This window comes from Burkholderia sp. 9775_39 (assembly GCF_015712225.1).
Lineage (GTDB): Bacteria > Pseudomonadota > Gammaproteobacteria > Burkholderiales > Burkholderiaceae > Burkholderia > Burkholderia cenocepacia.
Genome location: NZ_JACCQC010000029.1, coordinates 25,475 through 42,762, shown reverse-complemented (window position 1 = coordinate 42,762; position 17,288 = coordinate 25,475). Strand labels below are relative to the sequence as shown.

The 17,288-nt window shown below is 69.4% G+C and carries 17 protein-coding genes; 13 read left to right on the top strand and 4 right to left on the bottom strand.

The annotated features are described in order from the left end of the window. Window positions 1-53 precede the first annotated feature (53 nt). The 4 genes from H0X90_RS29290 to H0X90_RS29275 all read left to right on the top strand — a co-directional run bounded on the left by H0X90_RS29290 (window position 54) and on the right by H0X90_RS29275 (window position 5,725). Window positions 54-2,507 carry a fimbria/pilus outer membrane usher protein gene (locus tag H0X90_RS29290; RefSeq protein WP_077190854.1) on the top strand — a complete coding sequence of 818 codons (2,454 nt, stop codon included), beginning with the start codon at window positions 54-56 and terminating at the stop codon, window positions 2,505-2,507. 81 nt (window positions 2,508-2,588) lie between these two features. Then, entirely contained in the window at window positions 2,589-3,269 is a 681-nt protein-coding gene (locus tag H0X90_RS29285; RefSeq protein WP_226245024.1) for a molecular chaperone, read from the top strand. Further along, the gene (locus H0X90_RS29280; protein ID WP_006486070.1) at window positions 3,266-4,291 is read left to right on the top strand and encodes a fimbrial protein; all 1,026 of its coding nucleotides are present in this window, start codon (window positions 3,266-3,268) and stop codon (window positions 4,289-4,291) included. The genes H0X90_RS29285 and H0X90_RS29280 overlap by 4 nt, the downstream gene beginning before the upstream one ends. Before the next feature lie 84 nt (window positions 4,292-4,375). Then, complete coding sequence (locus tag H0X90_RS29275) at window positions 4,376-5,725, top strand: calcium-binding protein (protein ID WP_077190856.1); 1,350 nt, start codon at window positions 4,376-4,378, stop codon at window positions 5,723-5,725. Between the two features lie 178 nt (window positions 5,726-5,903). Here H0X90_RS29275 and H0X90_RS29270 read toward each other — a convergent pair whose 3' ends face one another. Together H0X90_RS29270 and H0X90_RS29265 are read right to left on the bottom strand one after the other, a co-directional pair. Further along, on the bottom strand, window positions 5,904-6,668 hold the full coding sequence (locus H0X90_RS29270) for a class I SAM-dependent methyltransferase (RefSeq protein WP_006499084.1): 765 nt from the start codon (window positions 6,666-6,668) through the stop codon (window positions 5,904-5,906). A gap of 41 nt (window positions 6,669-6,709) precedes the next feature. Further along, a complete protein-coding gene (locus H0X90_RS29265) occupies window positions 6,710-7,237 on the bottom strand; it encodes a DedA family protein (RefSeq protein WP_034201948.1) in 528 nt (175 codons plus the stop codon). A 293-nt stretch (window positions 7,238-7,530) separates the two neighbouring features. Here H0X90_RS29265 and H0X90_RS29260 point away from each other — a divergent pair, with 293 nt between their 5' ends. Continuing rightward, window positions 7,531-8,196, top strand: coding sequence for a response regulator transcription factor (locus H0X90_RS29260; RefSeq protein WP_006486077.1), 666 nt, complete (start codon window positions 7,531-7,533; stop codon window positions 8,194-8,196). Next, window positions 8,193-9,572: an ATP-binding protein gene (locus H0X90_RS29255; protein ID WP_077190857.1), complete on the top strand. Its 1,380-nt coding sequence runs from the start codon at window positions 8,193-8,195 to the stop codon at window positions 9,570-9,572. Before H0X90_RS29260 ends, H0X90_RS29255 begins: the two co-directional genes overlap by 4 nt. A gap of 75 nt (window positions 9,573-9,647) precedes the next feature. On the opposite strand, the gene H0X90_RS29250 is transcribed toward H0X90_RS29255, so the two are convergent. Further along, window positions 9,648-9,785, bottom strand: a complete 138-nt coding sequence (locus tag H0X90_RS29250; protein ID WP_006486072.1) for an HHHH-motif protein — start codon at window positions 9,783-9,785, stop codon at window positions 9,648-9,650. A 46-nt stretch (window positions 9,786-9,831) separates the two neighbouring features. Beyond that, window positions 9,832-10,053, bottom strand: a complete 222-nt coding sequence (locus tag H0X90_RS29245) for a hypothetical protein (protein WP_059723583.1) — start codon at window positions 10,051-10,053, stop codon at window positions 9,832-9,834. A gap of 293 nt (window positions 10,054-10,346) precedes the next feature. Here H0X90_RS29245 and H0X90_RS29240 point away from each other — a divergent pair, with 293 nt between their 5' ends. The 7 genes from H0X90_RS29240 (at window position 10,347) to H0X90_RS29210 (ending at window position 17,153) form a co-directional block, all read left to right on the top strand. Then, entirely contained in the window at window positions 10,347-11,015 is a 669-nt protein-coding gene (locus H0X90_RS29240) for an RNA polymerase factor sigma-70 (RefSeq protein WP_006486089.1), read from the top strand. An 85-nt stretch (window positions 11,016-11,100) separates the two neighbouring features. Continuing rightward, window positions 11,101-11,343, top strand: a complete 243-nt coding sequence (locus tag H0X90_RS29235; RefSeq protein WP_006476052.1) for an MbtH family NRPS accessory protein — start codon at window positions 11,101-11,103, stop codon at window positions 11,341-11,343. Between the two features lie 45 nt (window positions 11,344-11,388). Then, the gene (locus H0X90_RS29230) at window positions 11,389-12,396 is read left to right on the top strand and encodes a TauD/TfdA family dioxygenase (protein ID WP_006486082.1); all 1,008 of its coding nucleotides are present in this window, start codon (window positions 11,389-11,391) and stop codon (window positions 12,394-12,396) included. After that, window positions 12,396-13,244 (top strand): ABC transporter ATP-binding protein, encoded by an 849-nt coding sequence (locus H0X90_RS29225; protein WP_077190859.1) that lies wholly within the window; start codon window positions 12,396-12,398, stop codon window positions 13,242-13,244. The genes H0X90_RS29230 and H0X90_RS29225 overlap by 1 nt, the downstream gene beginning before the upstream one ends. Then, a complete protein-coding gene (fhuB, locus tag H0X90_RS29220) occupies window positions 13,241-15,331 on the top strand; it encodes a Fe(3+)-hydroxamate ABC transporter permease FhuB (protein WP_006499079.1) in 2,091 nt (696 codons plus the stop codon). Before H0X90_RS29225 ends, fhuB begins: the two co-directional genes overlap by 4 nt. After that, window positions 15,328-16,128: a siderophore-iron reductase FhuF gene (fhuF, locus tag H0X90_RS29215; RefSeq protein WP_059723580.1), complete on the top strand. Its 801-nt coding sequence runs from the start codon at window positions 15,328-15,330 to the stop codon at window positions 16,126-16,128. The genes fhuB and fhuF overlap by 4 nt, the downstream gene beginning before the upstream one ends. Then, window positions 16,125-17,153, top strand: coding sequence for an ABC transporter substrate-binding protein (locus H0X90_RS29210; protein WP_077190860.1), 1,029 nt, complete (start codon window positions 16,125-16,127; stop codon window positions 17,151-17,153). Before fhuF ends, H0X90_RS29210 begins: the two co-directional genes overlap by 4 nt. Window positions 17,154-17,288 lie beyond the last annotated feature (135 nt).

Below are 17,288 nucleotides of genomic sequence, written 5' to 3'. Positions count from 1 at the left end.
TGGACTCTCGGTAGCGCCGCGTGCGAATCAGACATTCCTTCCTTTGCGTCTCCGTGCTGGTCGTCGGCAGCCAGAGCCAGGCGACGGAATTCAATTCGTCGTTCCTCGACATCGACGGAACGAGCAACGTCGACCTGTCGCAGTTCTCGCAGGCGGACTTCACGCTGCCCGGCGAGTACATGCTCGACGTGCAGGTCAACGACCTGTTCTACGGGCTGCAAGCGATCGAATTCATCGCGGTCGACGCGTCGGGCGCCGGCAAGCCGTGCCTGCGGCCCGAGCTCGTCGCGCAGTTCGGGCTGAGGCCGTCGCTCGTGAAGGATCTGCCGCGCTTCCAGGGCGGGCGTTGCGTCGACCTCGGCGCGATCGAGGGCGCGACCGTGCGTTACCTGAAAAGCGACGGGCGGCTCAAGATCACGATTCCGCAGGCCGCGCTCGAATTCACCGATTCGACCTACCTGCCGCCGGCGCGCTGGTCCGAAGGCATTCCGGGGGCGATGCTCGATTACCGCGTGATCGCGAACACGAACCGCAACTTCGGTGCGGGCGGCGGACAGACGAATGCGATCCAGGCCTACGGGACGGTGGGCGCGAACTGGGATGCGTGGCGCTTTCGCGGCGACTATCAGGCGCAATCGAACGTGGGTAACACGGCGTACGCGGACCGGACGTTCCGCTTCAGCCGGCTGTATGCGTTTCGCGCGCTGCCATCGATCCAGTCGACGGTGACGTTCGGCGACGACTACCTGACCTCCGACATCTTCGACACGTTCGCGCTGACGGGCGCGTCGATCCGCAGCGACGACCGCATGCTGCCGCCGTCGCTGCGCGGCTATGCGCCGCTGATCTCGGGCGTCGCGCGCACCAACGCGACCGTGACGGTGTCGCAGGCCGGCCGCGTGCTGTACGTGACGCGCGTGTCGCCGGGCGCGTTCGCGCTGCAGAACATCAACACGAGCGTGCAGGGCACGCTCGACGTGGCGGTCGAGGAAGAAGACGGCAGCGTGCAGCGCTTCCAGGTGACGACGGCCGCCGTGCCGTTCCTCGCGCGCGCCGGGCAGTTGCGCTACAAGGCCGCGGTCGGCAAGCCGCGCCTGTTCGGCGGCGCCGGCATCACGCCGTTCTTCGGCTTCGGCGAAATCGCGTACGGCCTGCCGTTCGACGTCACGGCGTATGGCGGTTTCATCGCCGCGTCGGGCTACACGTCGATCGCGCTCGGCGTCGGTCGCGATTTCGGTGCGTTCGGCGCGGTGTCGGCCGACGTCACGCATGCGCGGGCGAAGCTGTGGTGGAACGGCACGACGCGCAACGGCAACTCGTATCGCATCAACTATTCGAAGCACTTCGACGGGCTCGATGCCGACGTGCGCTTCTTCGGCTACCGCTTCTCCGAGCGCGAATACACGAACTTCGCACAGTTCTCCGGCGACCCGACCGCATACGGCCTCGCCAACAGCAAGCAGCGCTACTCGGCGACGCTGTCGAAGCGTTTCGGCGACACGTCGACCTATTTTTCCTACGACCAGACGACCTACTGGGAACGTGCGAACGAGCAGCGCGTCGGCCTCACGCTGACGCGCGCGTTCTCGATCGGCACGCTGCGCAACCTGAACGTCAGCGTGTCGGCTTTCCGCACGCAGAGCGCGGGCGCAAGCGGCAACCAGGTCTCGGTCACCGCGACGTTGCCGATCGGCGGGCGTCACACCGTCACGTCGAACCTGACGACGGGCAGCGGCAGCACGAGCGTGAACGCGGGCTACATCTACGACGATCCGAATGGCCGCACCTACCAGATCAACGCGGGCGCGACCGACGGACGCGCGTCGGCGAACGCGAGCTACCGCCAGCGCTCGTCGGCGTATCAGCTGACCGCGCAGGCATCGACGCTCGCCAATGCGTATGCGGCCGCGTCGCTCGAAGTCGACGGCTCGTTCGTCGCGACGCAGTACGGCGTGTCCGCGCACGCCAACGGCAATGCGGGCGACACGCGGCTGCTGGTGTCGACCGACGGCGTGCCCGACGTGCCGCTGTCCGGCACGCTCACGCATACCGATTCGCGCGGCTACGCGGTGCTCGACGGCATCTCGCCGTACAACGTGTACGACGCGACCGTCAACGTCGAGAAGCTGCCGCTCGAAGTGCAGGTGACGAACCCGATCCAGCGCATGGTGCTGACCGACGGCGCGATCGGCTTCGTGAAGTTCTCTGCCGCGCGCGGCAGCAACCTGTACCTGACGCTGACCGACGCGGCCGGCAAGCCGCTGCCGTTCGGGGCGTCGGTGCAGGACGCGGCGAACGGCAAGGAACTCGGCATCGTCGGCGAAGCCGGCGCGGCGTTCCTGACCCAGGTTCAGCCGAAATCCACGCTGGCGGTGCGGGCGGGCGAACGCACGCTCTGCACGATCGCCGCACTGCCGAACCAGCTCCAACTCGAAGGCACGCCGATTCCGGTGACGTGCCAGCCGCCCGGCGAGTCGCATGCAGCGGCCGCGCGGGCCGAACGATGATTTCACGGATCCACGATGAAGCATTCCTTTTCCCGTTCTTTCCCGCGGCGCGCGCTGGGCGTGTTCGCGACCGTCGGCGCGATGCTGGCAGGTGCCGCCCAGGCGGCGATCGTGCCCGATCGCACGCGTGTGATCTTCAACGAAGGCGAGCAGGCCGCGATCGTCACGATCACCAACAAGAGCACGACGTATCCGTATCTCGTGCAGTCGTGGCTCGAAGATGCGAAGGGCAACAAGATCACGTCGCCGCTGATGGTCGTGCCGCCGCTGCAGCGGGTCGAGGCGAACGAGCGCAACGTGCTGCGGATCGCGAAGCTGCCCGGTGCGCAACTGCCGGCCGATCGCGAGACGGTGTTCTACCTGAACATCCGCGAAGTGCCGCCGAAGACCGACACGCCGAACACGCTGCAGATCGCGCTGCATACGCAGATGAAGCTGTTCTACCGGCCGAAGGCCGCGCAGCCCGCGCGCGACGAGGACTGGACGCTGCCGATGACGCTGCGGGTCGATGCGGCCGCGCACAAGCTGGTGTTCGACAACCCGACGCCTTACCACGTGACGGTGGTCGACGTGAGCGCGGGCACGCAGAAGACGCCGGTGCCGATCGAGCCGACGATGGTGAGCCCGATGAGCACGGCCGAGGTGCCGTTCAAGGCCGCGACGCCGTCGACGCTGTTCGTCACGCACATCGACGACTACGGCGGCCAGGTGGCGGTCGAGTATGCGTGCGAGGCTGGTGCGTGCAAGAGCGTGAAGAAATGAGCGGGGGCGCGAAACAACGCGTGTCGCCGTTCGCGACGTGGCTGCGCTGGGCCGTGCTCGCGATGCTGATCGCGGTCGCGCAGCCGGCGTGGGCGCTGCGCTGCCTGGCCGACGGCGGCGCCGATTCGCTCACCGAGCCGATCGGCGGCGTCGCATCGTATCCGACGGATGCGCCGGACGGATACGTGATCTGGGTATCGCCGCCACGCACGACGACGGGGTACTGCTACAAGGACTACGGCGGGGCCGCACTGAACTTTGCCGAACAGGTTTACTTCTACGCGAACCCGAGATCGCAGGATCCCGCCGCCTGGGGGCTCGAGATCGGCATTCGCTATGGTGGCCGCGACTATTTCGGCCTGGGCAGCGGACCGGGCGCGCGCGTGGAAACCACCACCACCGTCGGCACGTGTTCGCAGTGGAACTTCGACCGGGGGCTGTGCCCGAAGGTGCCGCTCAGCATCACCTATCAGGTGGTGGTGCGCAAGAAGGGCCAATGGATGCAGCCGCCGAACGATATCTATGCGGTCTTCCAGTTCGACGGCAAGGGCGGCCTCAACGCGGCTCGATCGAGTTTCCAGTACCGGTTGAGCGGGTTGTCACGTCTGAAGCCGACACCCTGCCTCGTCGACGTGCTGGTGACGCCCGAGCCCGGCATCGTCAATTTCGGTCAGGTGCAGACCACCGGCAACGGCTTCTTGCCTGCCGTGCCGCGTCGGCGGTTCTCGTTGTCGCTGTCGAAGAAATGCAGCATTCCGATTCGCGTCGACGGCTATTTCGAGGCGACCAAGGGCGCCGTGCAGAACGGTTTGCTGGTGCCGGCGAAGGACAGCAACTTCGGAATCGGCCTCGAGGACAGCCAGGGCAAGCCGATCGACTTCAACAAGCAGTTCACGCTCACGCAGTTCGCGGCCAACGTTGCGAATCAGACCGTGATGCTCGATGCGGTGCTCAAGTCGTTCGGACCACCGAAGATCGGGCCGTTCGACGCGGCCGCAACGATCCGGATTTTCCTGTATTGAGCGTGGTGCGGCATGAGCGGCGTGCACCGCGCAACATGCTGCCTGTACCGGATTTTCATTGATGTACGGACGGAGGAGAAGGGGATGCATCCGAGACGCAGTGTCGTCGCGGCCGTGCTGGCCGTGTCGGCGATGAGCGCGGTTCACGCGCAGACGGTATCGGCCGGCGGTTATTCGCTGACCGTGATCGGCGACTTGGGCGGGCCGCGCGACGTGCGGTACGACGGCAATGCCGTCAGCGCTGACGGCAAGACGATCATCGGTTCCTACTGGAGCGAAGCGCAGCCCGGTGGCTCGATGGCCTTCTCGTGGTCGGCCGCGACGGGCTGGCAGCGGCTGGCCGCGCCGGCGAATGCCTATGACTCGCAGGCACGGACGGTGTCGGCCGATGGGCAGGTGATCGGCGGGTCGATCAGTGCGCGCGAGACGGACAGCAGCAACCTCGATCGATGGGCGGTGCGATGGCCCGGCGACGGTCGCACGCAGAAACTCGTTCCGGATACGGCGGGCCGGGATGCATCGGTTGACGTTGCGAACCTCGCCGGCACGAGGATGGCGGGCGGCCTGACGACGACCGGCGGCCGGAATGCACGGTTCATGTGGGACCAGCCGAGGGGTTTTCGCGAGTTGCCGCCGGGCGGCGACTATCTCGTGCACCTGCTCGCGATGACCTCGTCCGGGAATGCGGCAGTCGGGTTCGCCGGCAATGTCGACGGCGTGTATGGCTCGCGTGCGCTTCTTTGGTCGGAACGAACCGGCGAACGACTGTTGCCGACGATCAACGCGGGCGTGGCCAGAATGGATCTGGCCGGTGGCGTGACCGAGGACGAACGGACGATCGCCGGCGCGCTCGGCACCCTGGTGGTCACGCCGGATGGGCAACGGGTCGACTCGGAGGCCGTGCTGTGGACGAATGGCGGCGACGACATCCAGCGACTCGGTTTTCTCGACGGCGACGACAATAGCCATGCGTCGTCGATCAGCACGGACGGGCGGGTTGTCATCGGCGAATCGGGCAACCGGCAGACCGGTGTCGCGCGCGTCTTCGTGTGGACGCCGCAAAGCGGCATGCGCAGCCTCGTTGCGTTGCTCGAAGCGGCCGGCCTGTCGGTCGGCACGCTGAACCTGGTCAACGTGATCGGCGTGAGCCCCGACGGGCAGACCATCACGGGGCAGGGTTATCGCGACGGCGATCCCGACTACCGGCCGCAGTTCTGGCAAGTGCACATCGATGCGGCGACACTGCGCGCGCTGCGGCCGGCGAGCCCGGGGGCCGACGCGTTGCGGGCGCGGGCGACGCAGCCGAAGGCGATGGCGGTGTCGCGCATGCTGGCCGCGCAGCCGAAGGCAGCGATGCAGCGAAGCGCCTGCCGCCTGCCCGTCATCCCGGCGCGGCTCGCGTCGTGCCGGCTGCTGTTGCCGGCCGCGCGCTAGCGAGCAGGGTCGCATGCAGGTGAAGCGATGAAACGAGGCGCCGTTTTACGGCGCCTCGTTTTGTTTACCGCATCGCCGCGGCACACCTTGTGCCCGTGATGCTCGCTGCGGCACACGCAGTGCGGTTGCGCTTCCCCGATGGCCGGCGCGGGCAGTGCGGCGGCCATGGTGGCCGCGCTCACAGTTCGACGGCTCGGCTGTTTATCTGCCGATGCGAATCGGCACGGCCCGAACCAACGCGCGGGCCCTCGCTCGGGGACAGCACCACAGCGCCGGGGCGCCGGGTTGCGTCCCGACCACGCAAAGCCGTTGCATCGACAACCCTCTCCAGCGACGGCAGCGCACGAGCCCGGTGCCTGCCGGCCACGTCGTCGAGCCGTTCGAACCGGTACACGAAGGCCGGCGGAAAATTCATCCACGCGACGCCGATCCGGACGGCGCGCATGCGCATCGCCTCCAGATAGCGCGCCGGAATCGGGCAGCGCGGCACATAGGTGAACTGATAGAACGCGCCACCGGCAGCCAGGTGGCGCACGAACGCGCCGTGCACGATCGCGACGGCCCGTTCGACCGGCATCGCGACGAGCGGCAACCCGCTCACGATCGCATGCGCGCGCTCCCCGCCGAAGAAGTCGCCGGTCATCCCGAGCTGGGCCGCGTCCATCTGCATCACCCGCAACGCGGGAAACTGATGCCGCAGCGCGTTCGCGAACGCAGGGTCGGCTTCCACGAGCACCAGCCGGTCGCTCGCGACGCCGCGCGCGAGCAGCGCGCGCGTGAACACGCCGGTGCCCGCTCCGAGTTCGATCACGGACGCGCCGTCGCGCGGGACATGCGCGGTGATCAGCGCGGCGAGCGCCGGGCCGGATGGCGCGAGGGCGCCGACCCGGCGCGGATGGCGCAACCACGTACGCAGAAACAGCATCCATTCGGGGATTCGCACGGCAGGCTCCTGGTGGATCGATCGGTCAATGACGGGCGCGGCTAGGCGGCCGCTTGCGCGGCGAGATAGCCGGCCGTGATGAACAGCGTGTTCCATAGCGCGATGCCGGCCGCGGCGCCGGATGCGAAACGCGTGAAGCTCGTTTCCAGCAATCCGGCGAGCGCCGGCGCGACGAGCCGGACGAACGGCACCAGTTGCGACCACAGGGCGAGCCGCGTGGGCCGCGCGCGGATACCTTCGATCAGCGCGTCGATTCGCGCGGGCTGCATCCTGCCCAGCGGCGCGAGGCGGCGCAGCAGGGTCAGCACGCCGTCTTCCGGCCACAGATTGCCGAGCGCGTAATGAAAGAGGCAGCCGGCGAAACTGCCGAGCACCGTGACGACGATCGCTTCCGGCAAGGTCCACGCACCTTGCGCACCGGCGACGCCGATCATCGCGAGCAGCACGTGCGACGGCAGCACGGGAATCAGCCGTTCGATCAGCGACAGCCCGGCGAGGCAGACGATGCTGTTGGCGCTGGCCAGGCTCAGCGCGAGGCCGAACGGGACGAGCGTGGCGAACTGGTTCATCGCACCGCTCCCGTGCGACGCGTGCACGACGCGCGGAACGTGCACGACGCGTGCGGTCTTCCATGCCAGAATGGCCCGTACCGGCCCGGCGCGAAGGGGGTGCGCCGCGCCGTCTTGCATCGCAGCAACGGAATCGAACAACAGAACACGGTCATGGCGGGCCTCTCGGGAAAGCGCCGGATGCAGGGCGCCGGCAATGCGGCGATCGACACGCATCGTGGCCCTTCGGCTTTAAGAAGTTTTTAATCGCGGTCCGTCACGCTGGCGACCTCGCCATTCGAGGAGCGATACCGATGCATATCCTGCTGGTGGAAGACGATGTGATGCTGGCCGACGCCGTGCGGGCCGGCCTCGCGCAGAACGGCTGGCGCGCGGACTGGTCGGCCGACGTGCCGGCGGCACGGCTCGCGCTCGTCGGGCACGACTACGACGCGGTGCTGCTGGACCTGCAACTGCCGGGCGCATCCGGTTTCACGCTGCTGGCCGCGATGCGCGCGAACTACGATGCGACGCCGGTGCTGATCGTGACCGCGCGCGATCAGTTGAGCGACCGTATCCGCGGCCTCGACGCCGGCGCCGACGACTATCTCGTGAAGCCGTTCCAGCTGGACGAGCTTTATGCGCGGCTTCGCGCGCTGACGCGCCGCAGCCAGGGCCGCGTGTCGGAGCGGCTCGTTTGCCGCGATGTCCACGTCGATCCGGCGCGCCGGGAAGTCACGCGCGCTGGCGAACCGGTCGCGCTGAGCATCCACGAATACCGGACGCTGCTCGCGCTGATGGAGCGGCAAGGGCGAGTCGTCACGCGCGCGCAGCTCGAAGAGCGCGTGTACGGCAACGACGGCGCAATCGAAAGCAACACGATCGCGGTGTACATCCATCAACTGCGGCGCAAGCTCGGCGACGAACTGATCGTGACGGTGCACGGCTTCGGCTATCGCATCGGGGAGGGCACAGCATGAGGTCGCTGCGTATCCGCCTGCTCGCGACCGTGATGGCGACGGTCGTCGTGTTCTGGGCCGGCTGGGGCGCGTTTCTCGGCATCGCCCTGTGGCGCGAACAGCGCGGCTGGCGCGACGGCTTGCTCGAGGGCGCCGCGCAACTGCTGCTGTTGTCGTTGCCCGATACGATCGATCGCCTGCCGGAAGTGCGCGCGCAGGCGGTGGCGCCGAAAGCCGCATACGGCAAATACGACGTCGCGTTCCAGATCTGGGTCGACGGCCGCAACGTCATGCACAGCGCCGATGCGCCGGGGCCGGCGCTCAAGCCGGACATGCGCGACGGCTACGGCGTGAGCGCCGGGCGCGGGATCGCGCACGACGAGATCTGGCGGGTCTATTCGCTGTCGGGTTCGACCGGCCGGATTCACGTGCAGACCGGCGGGCCGGCCACGACCTGGCAGGAGAAGGCCAGCAATGCGGTGCAGCTCGGCCTGTTCAATACGGCGGTGATGCTCGCGATGCTGGGCGTGGCGATCTGGTGGGGGATCCGCTGGTCGTTCGGGCCGGTGCGCGACGTTCAGCGGGCGATCCAGCACAAGGCCGCATTCGATTTCTCGCCGTTGCCGCTGCTGACGCTGCCGCGCGAGCTTCGACCGCTCGTCGAATCGTTCAATCGGCTGCTCGCGCGGCTGAGTCAGGCCGTCGATACCGAGCGCCGTTTCATCGGCGATGCGGCGCACGAGTTGCGCATTCCGCTGGCGGCATTGTCGGCGCAGGCGGAAGTGGCGTTGCGGGCGGACAGTCCGGCGGACAAGGACGCCGCGCTGCGCCGGCTGGCAACGGGCGTGGAGCGCAGCGCGCGGCTGTCGGCGCAATTGCTCGAACTGGCGCGGCTGGATGCCGGCTCGCGTGCGGAGCAGCACGGGCCGGTCGACCTGGCGCGGCTCGTTGCGCTGATCGCGAGCGACTTCGATGCGGCCGCGCATGCGCGCCGGCAGACGGTGCGGGTGGCGATCGAGCCGGTATGCGTGTGGGGCGATCTCGACGAAATCGCGATCGCGGTGCGCAACCTGATCGACAACGCGCTGCGTTACGGCCGTGAAGGCGGACGGGTCGAGATCACGTGCGATGGCGCCGTGGAGGCGGGGCGGGTCAGGCTGCGGATCGCGGACGACGGGCCGGGCGTGCCGGTCGACCAGCGCGAGCGGATTTTCGAACGCTTTTACCGGGTGCCGGGCACCGCGCAGCCGGGAAGCGGCATCGGCCTGTCGCTGGTCGCGCGGATCGCCGAGTCTCATGGCGGAGCCGTCGACGTGACGGCCGGTATCGACGGGCACGGGCTCGCGGTGATCCTGTCGTTCCCGATCTGGCTCGCGCCGGAGCGATGGCAGGATTAGCGGCGGACGCCGCCTGGCGTTCGCAACGAAAAAAGCGCCGGCAAGCGGCGCTTGTTCGCATCGGCGGCGCGACGCTCAACGCACCCAGCGGCACACCTTGTGATGGTGATGCTCGAAGTGACACACGCGGTGCGGATGCGCTTCGGCGATGGCCGGCGCGAGTATGGCAGCGGCCATGGCGGCGGCGGTAAGGGTTTTCAGTAGCGTCTTCATGTCGAGGTCCTGTCGTCGAATGATGGATCAAGGGCGCGTCGCGGCATCACCACTGCGGCCGCTGATCGTCGCGGCGGTCGCGGTCGTCACGCGGGCCGGCATGCCGGGCTTCCCAGTCGCGGCGCTCCCAGTAGCGATTTCCGTCCCAGTAACGATCGCCATGCCAGCCGATCGTGACTTCGGCAGGGCCGGGGTAGGCGACGCACCCGGCGAGCATCACGCTCGACAGCGCGCCCACCATGACTGCGGATAACACGATGGCTTTCATGTCGTTCTCCCTTGGAAACGGCAGGTCGATCGTACGAGCCCCCAAAATTTCACGTGGTAAGAAGTTGCTACCGCCGATGACACGGGCAGGCGGTTCGTCAGGAACATGAAAGCATGCGTCGGCGGCGTGCGAACCGTCCGCGCAGCGCAGACGCACCCATGTCCGCTCCGGCAACGATCCGGATCATTGTTCAGACAAATCCTGACAACCGAAAGGGTCATCCTGTAATCGGATTGAGAATGATTTGCGTTTACGTTAAATTGCGCTATCTCGGAATTTGACGGAGCAGATCGATGGCCATGGCGGAAGTGCTCGACCGACCGGCGGCGGCAGCGGCAAACCCGTTCCTCGGCAGTTATCCGGACCTGCCGCCGCGCGCCGCGCCGCGTGCGCGCCGGGCGTCCGAGCCCCGCGCGCAGGGCGCGCTGCTCGACGTGCTGATCTCGCATCGCGCGATGCTCGTCAACGTCGCGCGCGGCTTCGTCGGCTGCGCGAGCCGCGCGGAAGACGTCGTGCACGACGTGTTCGTGAAGCTCGTCGAATTCCCGAACCAGGACGCGGTGCGCCAGCCGGTCGCCTATGTGACGCGGATGGTGCGCAACGCGTCGATCGACGCGTGCCGTCGGCAAAACCTCGAAAACGTCTATCACACGGAAGAGGACGACGGCTTCGACGTGCCGTCGCCCGAGCCGACGCCGGAAGCCGCGCTGATGACGCGCGACACGCTGCGGCGCGTGTGGGCCGCCCTCGACGACCTGCCGGCGCGCAGCCGCGCGGCGTTCGAGATGGTGCGGCTGCGCGAGGAAACGCTGCAGACTGCGGCGCGCGCGCTGAACGTGTCGCAGACGCTCGTGCATTTCATGGTGCGCGACGCGGAGCGCCACTGCGCGGAATGCCTCGACGCGTGTCATCGCGGCGTCGCCTGTCCGGTCTTCCTGGGCGGCCGTGCGCGGCGGCGGTAAAAAAACGCGCCGGCCAACCGTCTATCAGACAGGAGCGGCCGAATCCGCCGCTTCGCCTCCTTCAACCGCCCAGCGATTTCCGATCATGACGCAAGCCCCGACGCCTTCCGCCGACACCGACGATCTCGTCTATACGGTCGTCATCAACGACGAAGAACAGTATTCGATCTGGCCGACGTTCCGGCCGGTGCCGGCCGGCTGGCGCGAAGTCGGCGTGAGCGGCCCGAAGGCCGACTGTCTCGCGCACATCGAGACGGTCTGGACCGACATGCGCCCCGCGAGCCTGCGCCGCGCGATGGACGGCGAGCGCGCGACGCGCGCGTCGTGATCTGCTGCGCCGCGTGTGCGGCGCGCCACCTGAAGAGGACGTTGCATGACCCTGCTTTCGTTGCCGACGCTCGACGACCTGCGTATCGAGCCGGGGCTGCCCACCGTCGTGTCGCCGCGCGGCAACGACGGGATGTCGATCGACGACGTCGCGCCGCTGGCGCGCGAGATCGCGGCCGACACGCTCGAACGGGCGGGCGGTGTGCTGTTCACGGGCTTTCACGTGCCGTCGATCGATGCGTTCCAGCAATTCGCGGCCTCGTTCGGCGATCCGCTGATCGGCTATGAATACGCGTCGACGCCGCGCAGCCAGGTCGAAGGCGCGGTCTACACGTCGACCGAATACCCGCCGCACCGCGCGATTCCGCTGCACAACGAGCAGTCGTACACGCGCGAATGGCCGCTGCGGATCTGGTTCCACTGCGCGCTTGCCGCGCCGAAGGGCGGGGCGACGCCGATCGCGGACAGCCGTGCCGTGTACCGCGCGCTCGATCCGGCGCTCGTCGCGCGCTTCGAGAAGCGCGAGCTGCTGTACGTGCGCAATTTCGGGCAGGGGCTCGACTTGCCGTGGCAGCAGTCGTTCGGCACCGACGAGCCGGCCGAGGTCGAGCGGATGTGCGCGGCGCGCGGCATCGAATGCGCGTGGCGCACCGACGATGACGGCGAACTGCTGCTGCGCACGCGCGAACGCTGCCAGGCCGTCGCGCGTCATCCGCGCACCGGCGACCGCGTATGGTTCAACCAGGCGAACCTGTTTCACCTGTCGGCGCTCGACGACGACATGCAGGAAGCGCTCGTCGACGCGGTCGGGCTCGAGAACGTGCCGCGCAACGTGTACTACGGCGACGGCGAACCGCTGGAAGCCGACGCGCTCGCGCAGATCCGCGGCGTGCTCGACCAGCAGCGCATCGTGTTCCCGTGGCGCACCGGCGACGTGCTGATGCTCGACAACATGCTGACCGCGCATGCCCGCGACCCGTTCGAGGGGCCGCGCAAGGTCGTCGTCGCGATGGCGCAGAGTTACACGGTCCCGCGCGACCGAACGGAGGATTGATGACGCGTAGTACCACCGCGCTTGCCGCGCGCGGGCTGTCGGTGGGATATCGCGACCATGTCGTGATCGACGGGCTGGACCTGTCGATCGCGGCCGGCCGCGTGACCGCGCTGTGCGGACCGAACGGCTGCGGCAAGAGCACGCTGCTGCGCACGCTGGCGGGCCTGCAACCCGCGCGTGCCGGCCATGTCGAAGTGAACGGCCGACCGCTCGCGTCGTTTCGCCGTCGCGCGCTCGCGCGCGAGCTGACGATGCTCGCGCAGTTCAACCAGATTCCGTCGGGCCTCACGGTGCGTGAGCTCGTCGCGTACGGGCGCTATGCGTACGGCGGCTTCCTGCGCGGCCTGTCGCGGGCCGATCAGGCGGCGATCGACGAAGCGCTCGACACGAGCGGCCTCGCGGACGATGCGGAGCGCGACGTCGGCGCGCTGTCGGGCGGCGAACGCCAGCGCGCGTGGATCGCGATGGCGCTCGCGCAGCAGGCGCCGATCGTGCTGCTCGACGAGCCGACGACCTATCTCGACATTCATCACCAGCTCGACATCCTCGATGCGCTGCGTGCGCTGAACCGCGCACGCGGACTGACGATCGTGTGGGTGCTGCACGACCTGAACCAGGCGGCCGCGTACAGCGACGAGATCGTGCTGATGCGCGCGGGCCGTCTCGTCGCGCAGGGCACGCCCGACGCGATGCTCGACCCGGCGCGGTTGCGCGCGGCGTTCGGCGTCGAGATGCTGAAGCTCGCGCATCCGCAGACGGGCGCGCCGATGTGCGTACCGGCCTACGGACCGTCGACCGACGGCGCGCCGCAGGCGTCCGCCGTCTTCGACCGGGATCTCGCGGTATGACGACGTTCGCGATGCGCAAGCGCCTCGCGGCGACCGGCAAGGGGACGACGACGGGGCGGGCCGGCGCGATTGCGTGCGGCCTCGTCGCGTCGATCGCGCTGCTCGCGGCGCTGCGGATTGCTCCCGATCTGCGCGTGTGGTGGGGCGCGGCGCCCGGCAGCGATGCCGCGTCGCTCGCGCACGTGTTCCTGTTCGACCTCAATCTGCCGCGCGTCGCGGCCGCGCTCGTCGCGGGCGGCTGCCTCGGCATCGCCGGCGCGCTGTTCCAGTCGCTCACGCGCAATCCGCTCGCATCGCCCGACCTGCTCGGCGTGACGGGCGGCGCCCAGCTCGGCCTGCTCGCGGCGATGCTGGTGCCGGCGCTGGCCGGCGTCGCGTCGGTGCCGCTGCTGTTCGTGTGCGGGCTCGCGGCGGCTGCGTGCGCGATCGTCGCGGCGGGTGGCTGGCGCGCGACGCCGTTGCGGCTCGTGCTTGCCGGCAGTGTGTGCATGCTGCTGTTCGCCGCGCTGTCGACGCTCGTGCTCGCGTTCTTCGAACAGAACATCGCGGGCGCCGCGCTGTGGACCAACGGCAGCCTGTACCAGCCGGGCGCGACGGGCCTCGCGCTCGCCGCGCGCTGGCTCGTCGTGCCGCTCGCCGCGCTGCCGTTCGTGATCCGGCCGCTGAATCCGCTCGCGCTCGGCGACGATGCGGCGGCCGCGGCCGGCGTGCGCGTCGATGCGACGCGGCTCGCCGCGACGATCGTCGCGGTCGCGTTCACGAGCGTGGCCGTCAGCATCGCGGGCCCGCTGTCGTACGTCGGCCTCGTCGCGCCGAACCTGCTGCGCCAGGTGCGCGGCGCGCGCGCGGCGCGGCTCGGCGTGCTGGTGCCGTTGTCGGCGCTCGCCGGCGGCGCGCTGGTGCTGGTCACCGACAGCGCGGTGCTCGCGTCGGGCCTCGACGCGACGCTGTCGACCGGCGTCGCGATCGCGCTGGTCGGCACGCCGCTGATGCTCGCGATGATCCGGCGCGGCGCCGCGTGGTCGGGCGTGCTGCATGCGGATGCCGAACGCGCGGCGGGCGGCGGCGCGACGCGGCTCGTCGGCTGGCTCGAACGGCTCGGCTGGCCGCTGCGTACCGCGTTGTTCGTCGTGGCGGGCGTGCTGGTGGTGTGGGTCGGCGTGTCGGCCGGCCCCGAGTGGCTGTCGCCCGCGCGCTGGTTCGCCGCACTGTCCGGTCACGATGCGCTCGCGCGCATGCTGATCGACCTGCGCATGCCGCGCCTGCTGTGCGCGCTGCTCGCCGGCGCGTTGCTGGCGGTCAGCGGCGTCGCGATGCAGAGCGTCGTGCGCAATCCGCTCGCGGGCCCCGAAGTGCTCGGCGTCACGCAGGGCGCGGGGCTCGTCACGCTGTTCGCGTTGTCGACGTGGCCGCTGATGGGCCACGTGACGCTGGCCGCCGCCGCGCTGATCGGCGGCGGGCTGTCGCTCGCGATCACGCTCGCGCTGAATCACCGGCATCGCTACGCGCCGCTCGCGGTCGCGCTGACCGGCATCGTGATCGGCGCGTTGTGGACCACGCTCGCGCAATGGCTGATCACGCAGGAAAGCGTGCAGCCCGCGCGCTTCGTCGTGTGGCTCGTCGGCGGCACGTACGGCCGCAGCTGGGGCGAGGTGTCGATGCTGCTGCCGTGGTGCGTGCTCGCGGTGCCAGTGTTCGCGTGGCTCGCGAAACCGCTCGACATGCTCGCGCTCGGTGACGACCAGGCGGCCGCGCTCGGCCTGCCGGTGGCCGCGCTGCGACCGCTCGCGCTGACGATCGCGACGCTCGCCGCGTGCGCGGCCGTCGCGGCGGTCGGGCCGGTCGGCTTCATCGGGCTGATGGCGCCGCACGTCGCGACGATGCTCGGCGCGCGCCGGCATCGCACGCGGCTGTGGCTCGCGGCGGCGTGCGGCGCGCTGATCCTCGGGTTGGCGGATCTCGCGGCGCGCACCGTCGTCGCGCCGCGCGAAGTGCCGGCCGGCGTGCTGACCGCGCTGATCGGCGCGCCGTACCTGCTGGGGCTGCTGATTCTCGAGGGGCGCCGCGCCCGGCGCGCGGGACGATGACGCCGGCGCTCGACGGCGCGCGCGCCACGCGCTTTTCGGCGTTCGCGCCGCCACCGTTCGCCGAACACCTCGACGTCGTGTGGCTCGGCATGCCCGACGACGCGCATGGGCCGGGCCGCGTCGTCGTGCCCGTCAGCGCGTTGCCCGCGCACCGCGACGCCGTGCTCGCCGCGATGGTCGACCATTACGGCGGCGATCCGGCGCAGCATGCGCGCGCGCTGATGTCGCAATGGAGCAAATACTATTTCGGCCGCGCGGCACCGGCCGGTGTCGTCGCCGCGCTGACGCTCGGCCGGCCGCTCGACATGACGCCCGAGCGCACGTTCGTTGCGCTCGACGACGGGATGCCGGCCGCGCTGTATTTCGCGGCGGATGCGCTCGGCGCGCCGTGCGACGATCCCGCGCCGCGCTATGCGGGGCTGATCGCGCATCTCGGCGCGGTGATCGATCTGCTCGCGGCGATGGGCCGCGTCACGCCGCGCGTGCTGTGGAGCAACGCGGGCAATCTGCTCGACTACCTGCTCGATACCTGTCGTTCGTGGCCGTGCGCGGCCGATCCCGTCGGCGACGCGCACTGGCTGTTCGGTTCGACCTGCATGCGTGGCGAATCGAATCCGCTGCGCATGCCCGTGCGCGATGCCGTGCCGCGCTCGCCGCTGCTGCCGACGCCGTTTCGCGCGCGCCGCGTGTGCTGCCTGCGCTACGAAATTCCTGGAGAAACGCAACTGTGTGGAAGCTGCCCCCTGCTACTGACGATGGACGACGCGGCGCTGGCCGAGCAGGACGCGATCCGGTGACGCACGCCGGCCGCCGGCATGCGCTCGGTGCGCTCGCGGCGGCACTCGGCGCCGTGTGCTGCGGTGCATTTCCCGCATCGGCGGCGGCTGCCGTTTCCGCGGCCGGAGGCGCAGGCGGTGCGCACGGCGGCGTGTCGCTGGCCGGCAATCCCGTCGTGTCGCAGGCCAGCGCGAAGATGCCCGTGCGGCCGCAGCGCGTGGTCGCGCTCGACTTCATGTTCGCGGAAAGCGTGATCGCGCTCGACCTCGTGCCGGCCGGGATGGCCGATACGGCGTTCTACCCGGGCTGGCTCGGCTACCGCAGCGAGCAGCTCGCGCACGTGACCGACATCGGCTCGCGGCAGGAGCCGGGACTCGAGGCGATCGCGGCGGTCAAGCCGGATCTCATCATCGGCGTCGGCTTCCGGCATGCGCCGATCTTCGACGCACTCGACCGGATCGCGCCGACAATCCTGTTCCAGTTCAGCCCGAACGTGTCGGAAGGCGGCGTGCCGGTCACGCAGCTCGACTGGATGCGGCAGATCTTCCGGACGATCGGTGCGGTGACGGGGCGCGACGCGCGCGCGCAGGCAGTCGAAGCGCAACTCGACGCCGGCATCGCGCGCAACGCGGCGCGGCTCGCGGCCGCCGGCCGCCACGGCGAGCGCGTCGCGCTGCTGCAGGATCTCGGCTTGCCCGATCGTTACTGGGCGTATACGGGCAACAGCACGTCGGCGGGCCTCGCGCGGGCGCTCGGGCTCGATCCGTGGCCGAAGAAGCCGACGCGGGAAGGCACGCTGTACGTGACGTCGGCCGATCTGCTGCGGCAGCGCGACCTCGCCGTGCTGTTCGTGACCGCGTCGGGGATGGACGTGCCGTTGTCGTCCAAACTCGATTCGCCGGTGTGGCGCTTCGTGCCCGCGTTGAAGGGCCATCGGATCGCGCTGATCGAACGCAACATCTGGGGGTTCGGCGGGCCGATGTCGGCGCTGAAGCTGGCCGACGTGATGACCGATACGATGCTGAAGCTGCCGGCCGTGCGTTGAGCGCGCGGTGCGCGTCGAGCCGCAGGCGATGCGACGTTTGACGGGCAGGGCGTTGTGATCGGCCCGACGACGCATGGCGTCCGCCTTTCCTGGTCGCCACACGTCAGCGGCTGAATTCCCCGCTGAAACGACCAT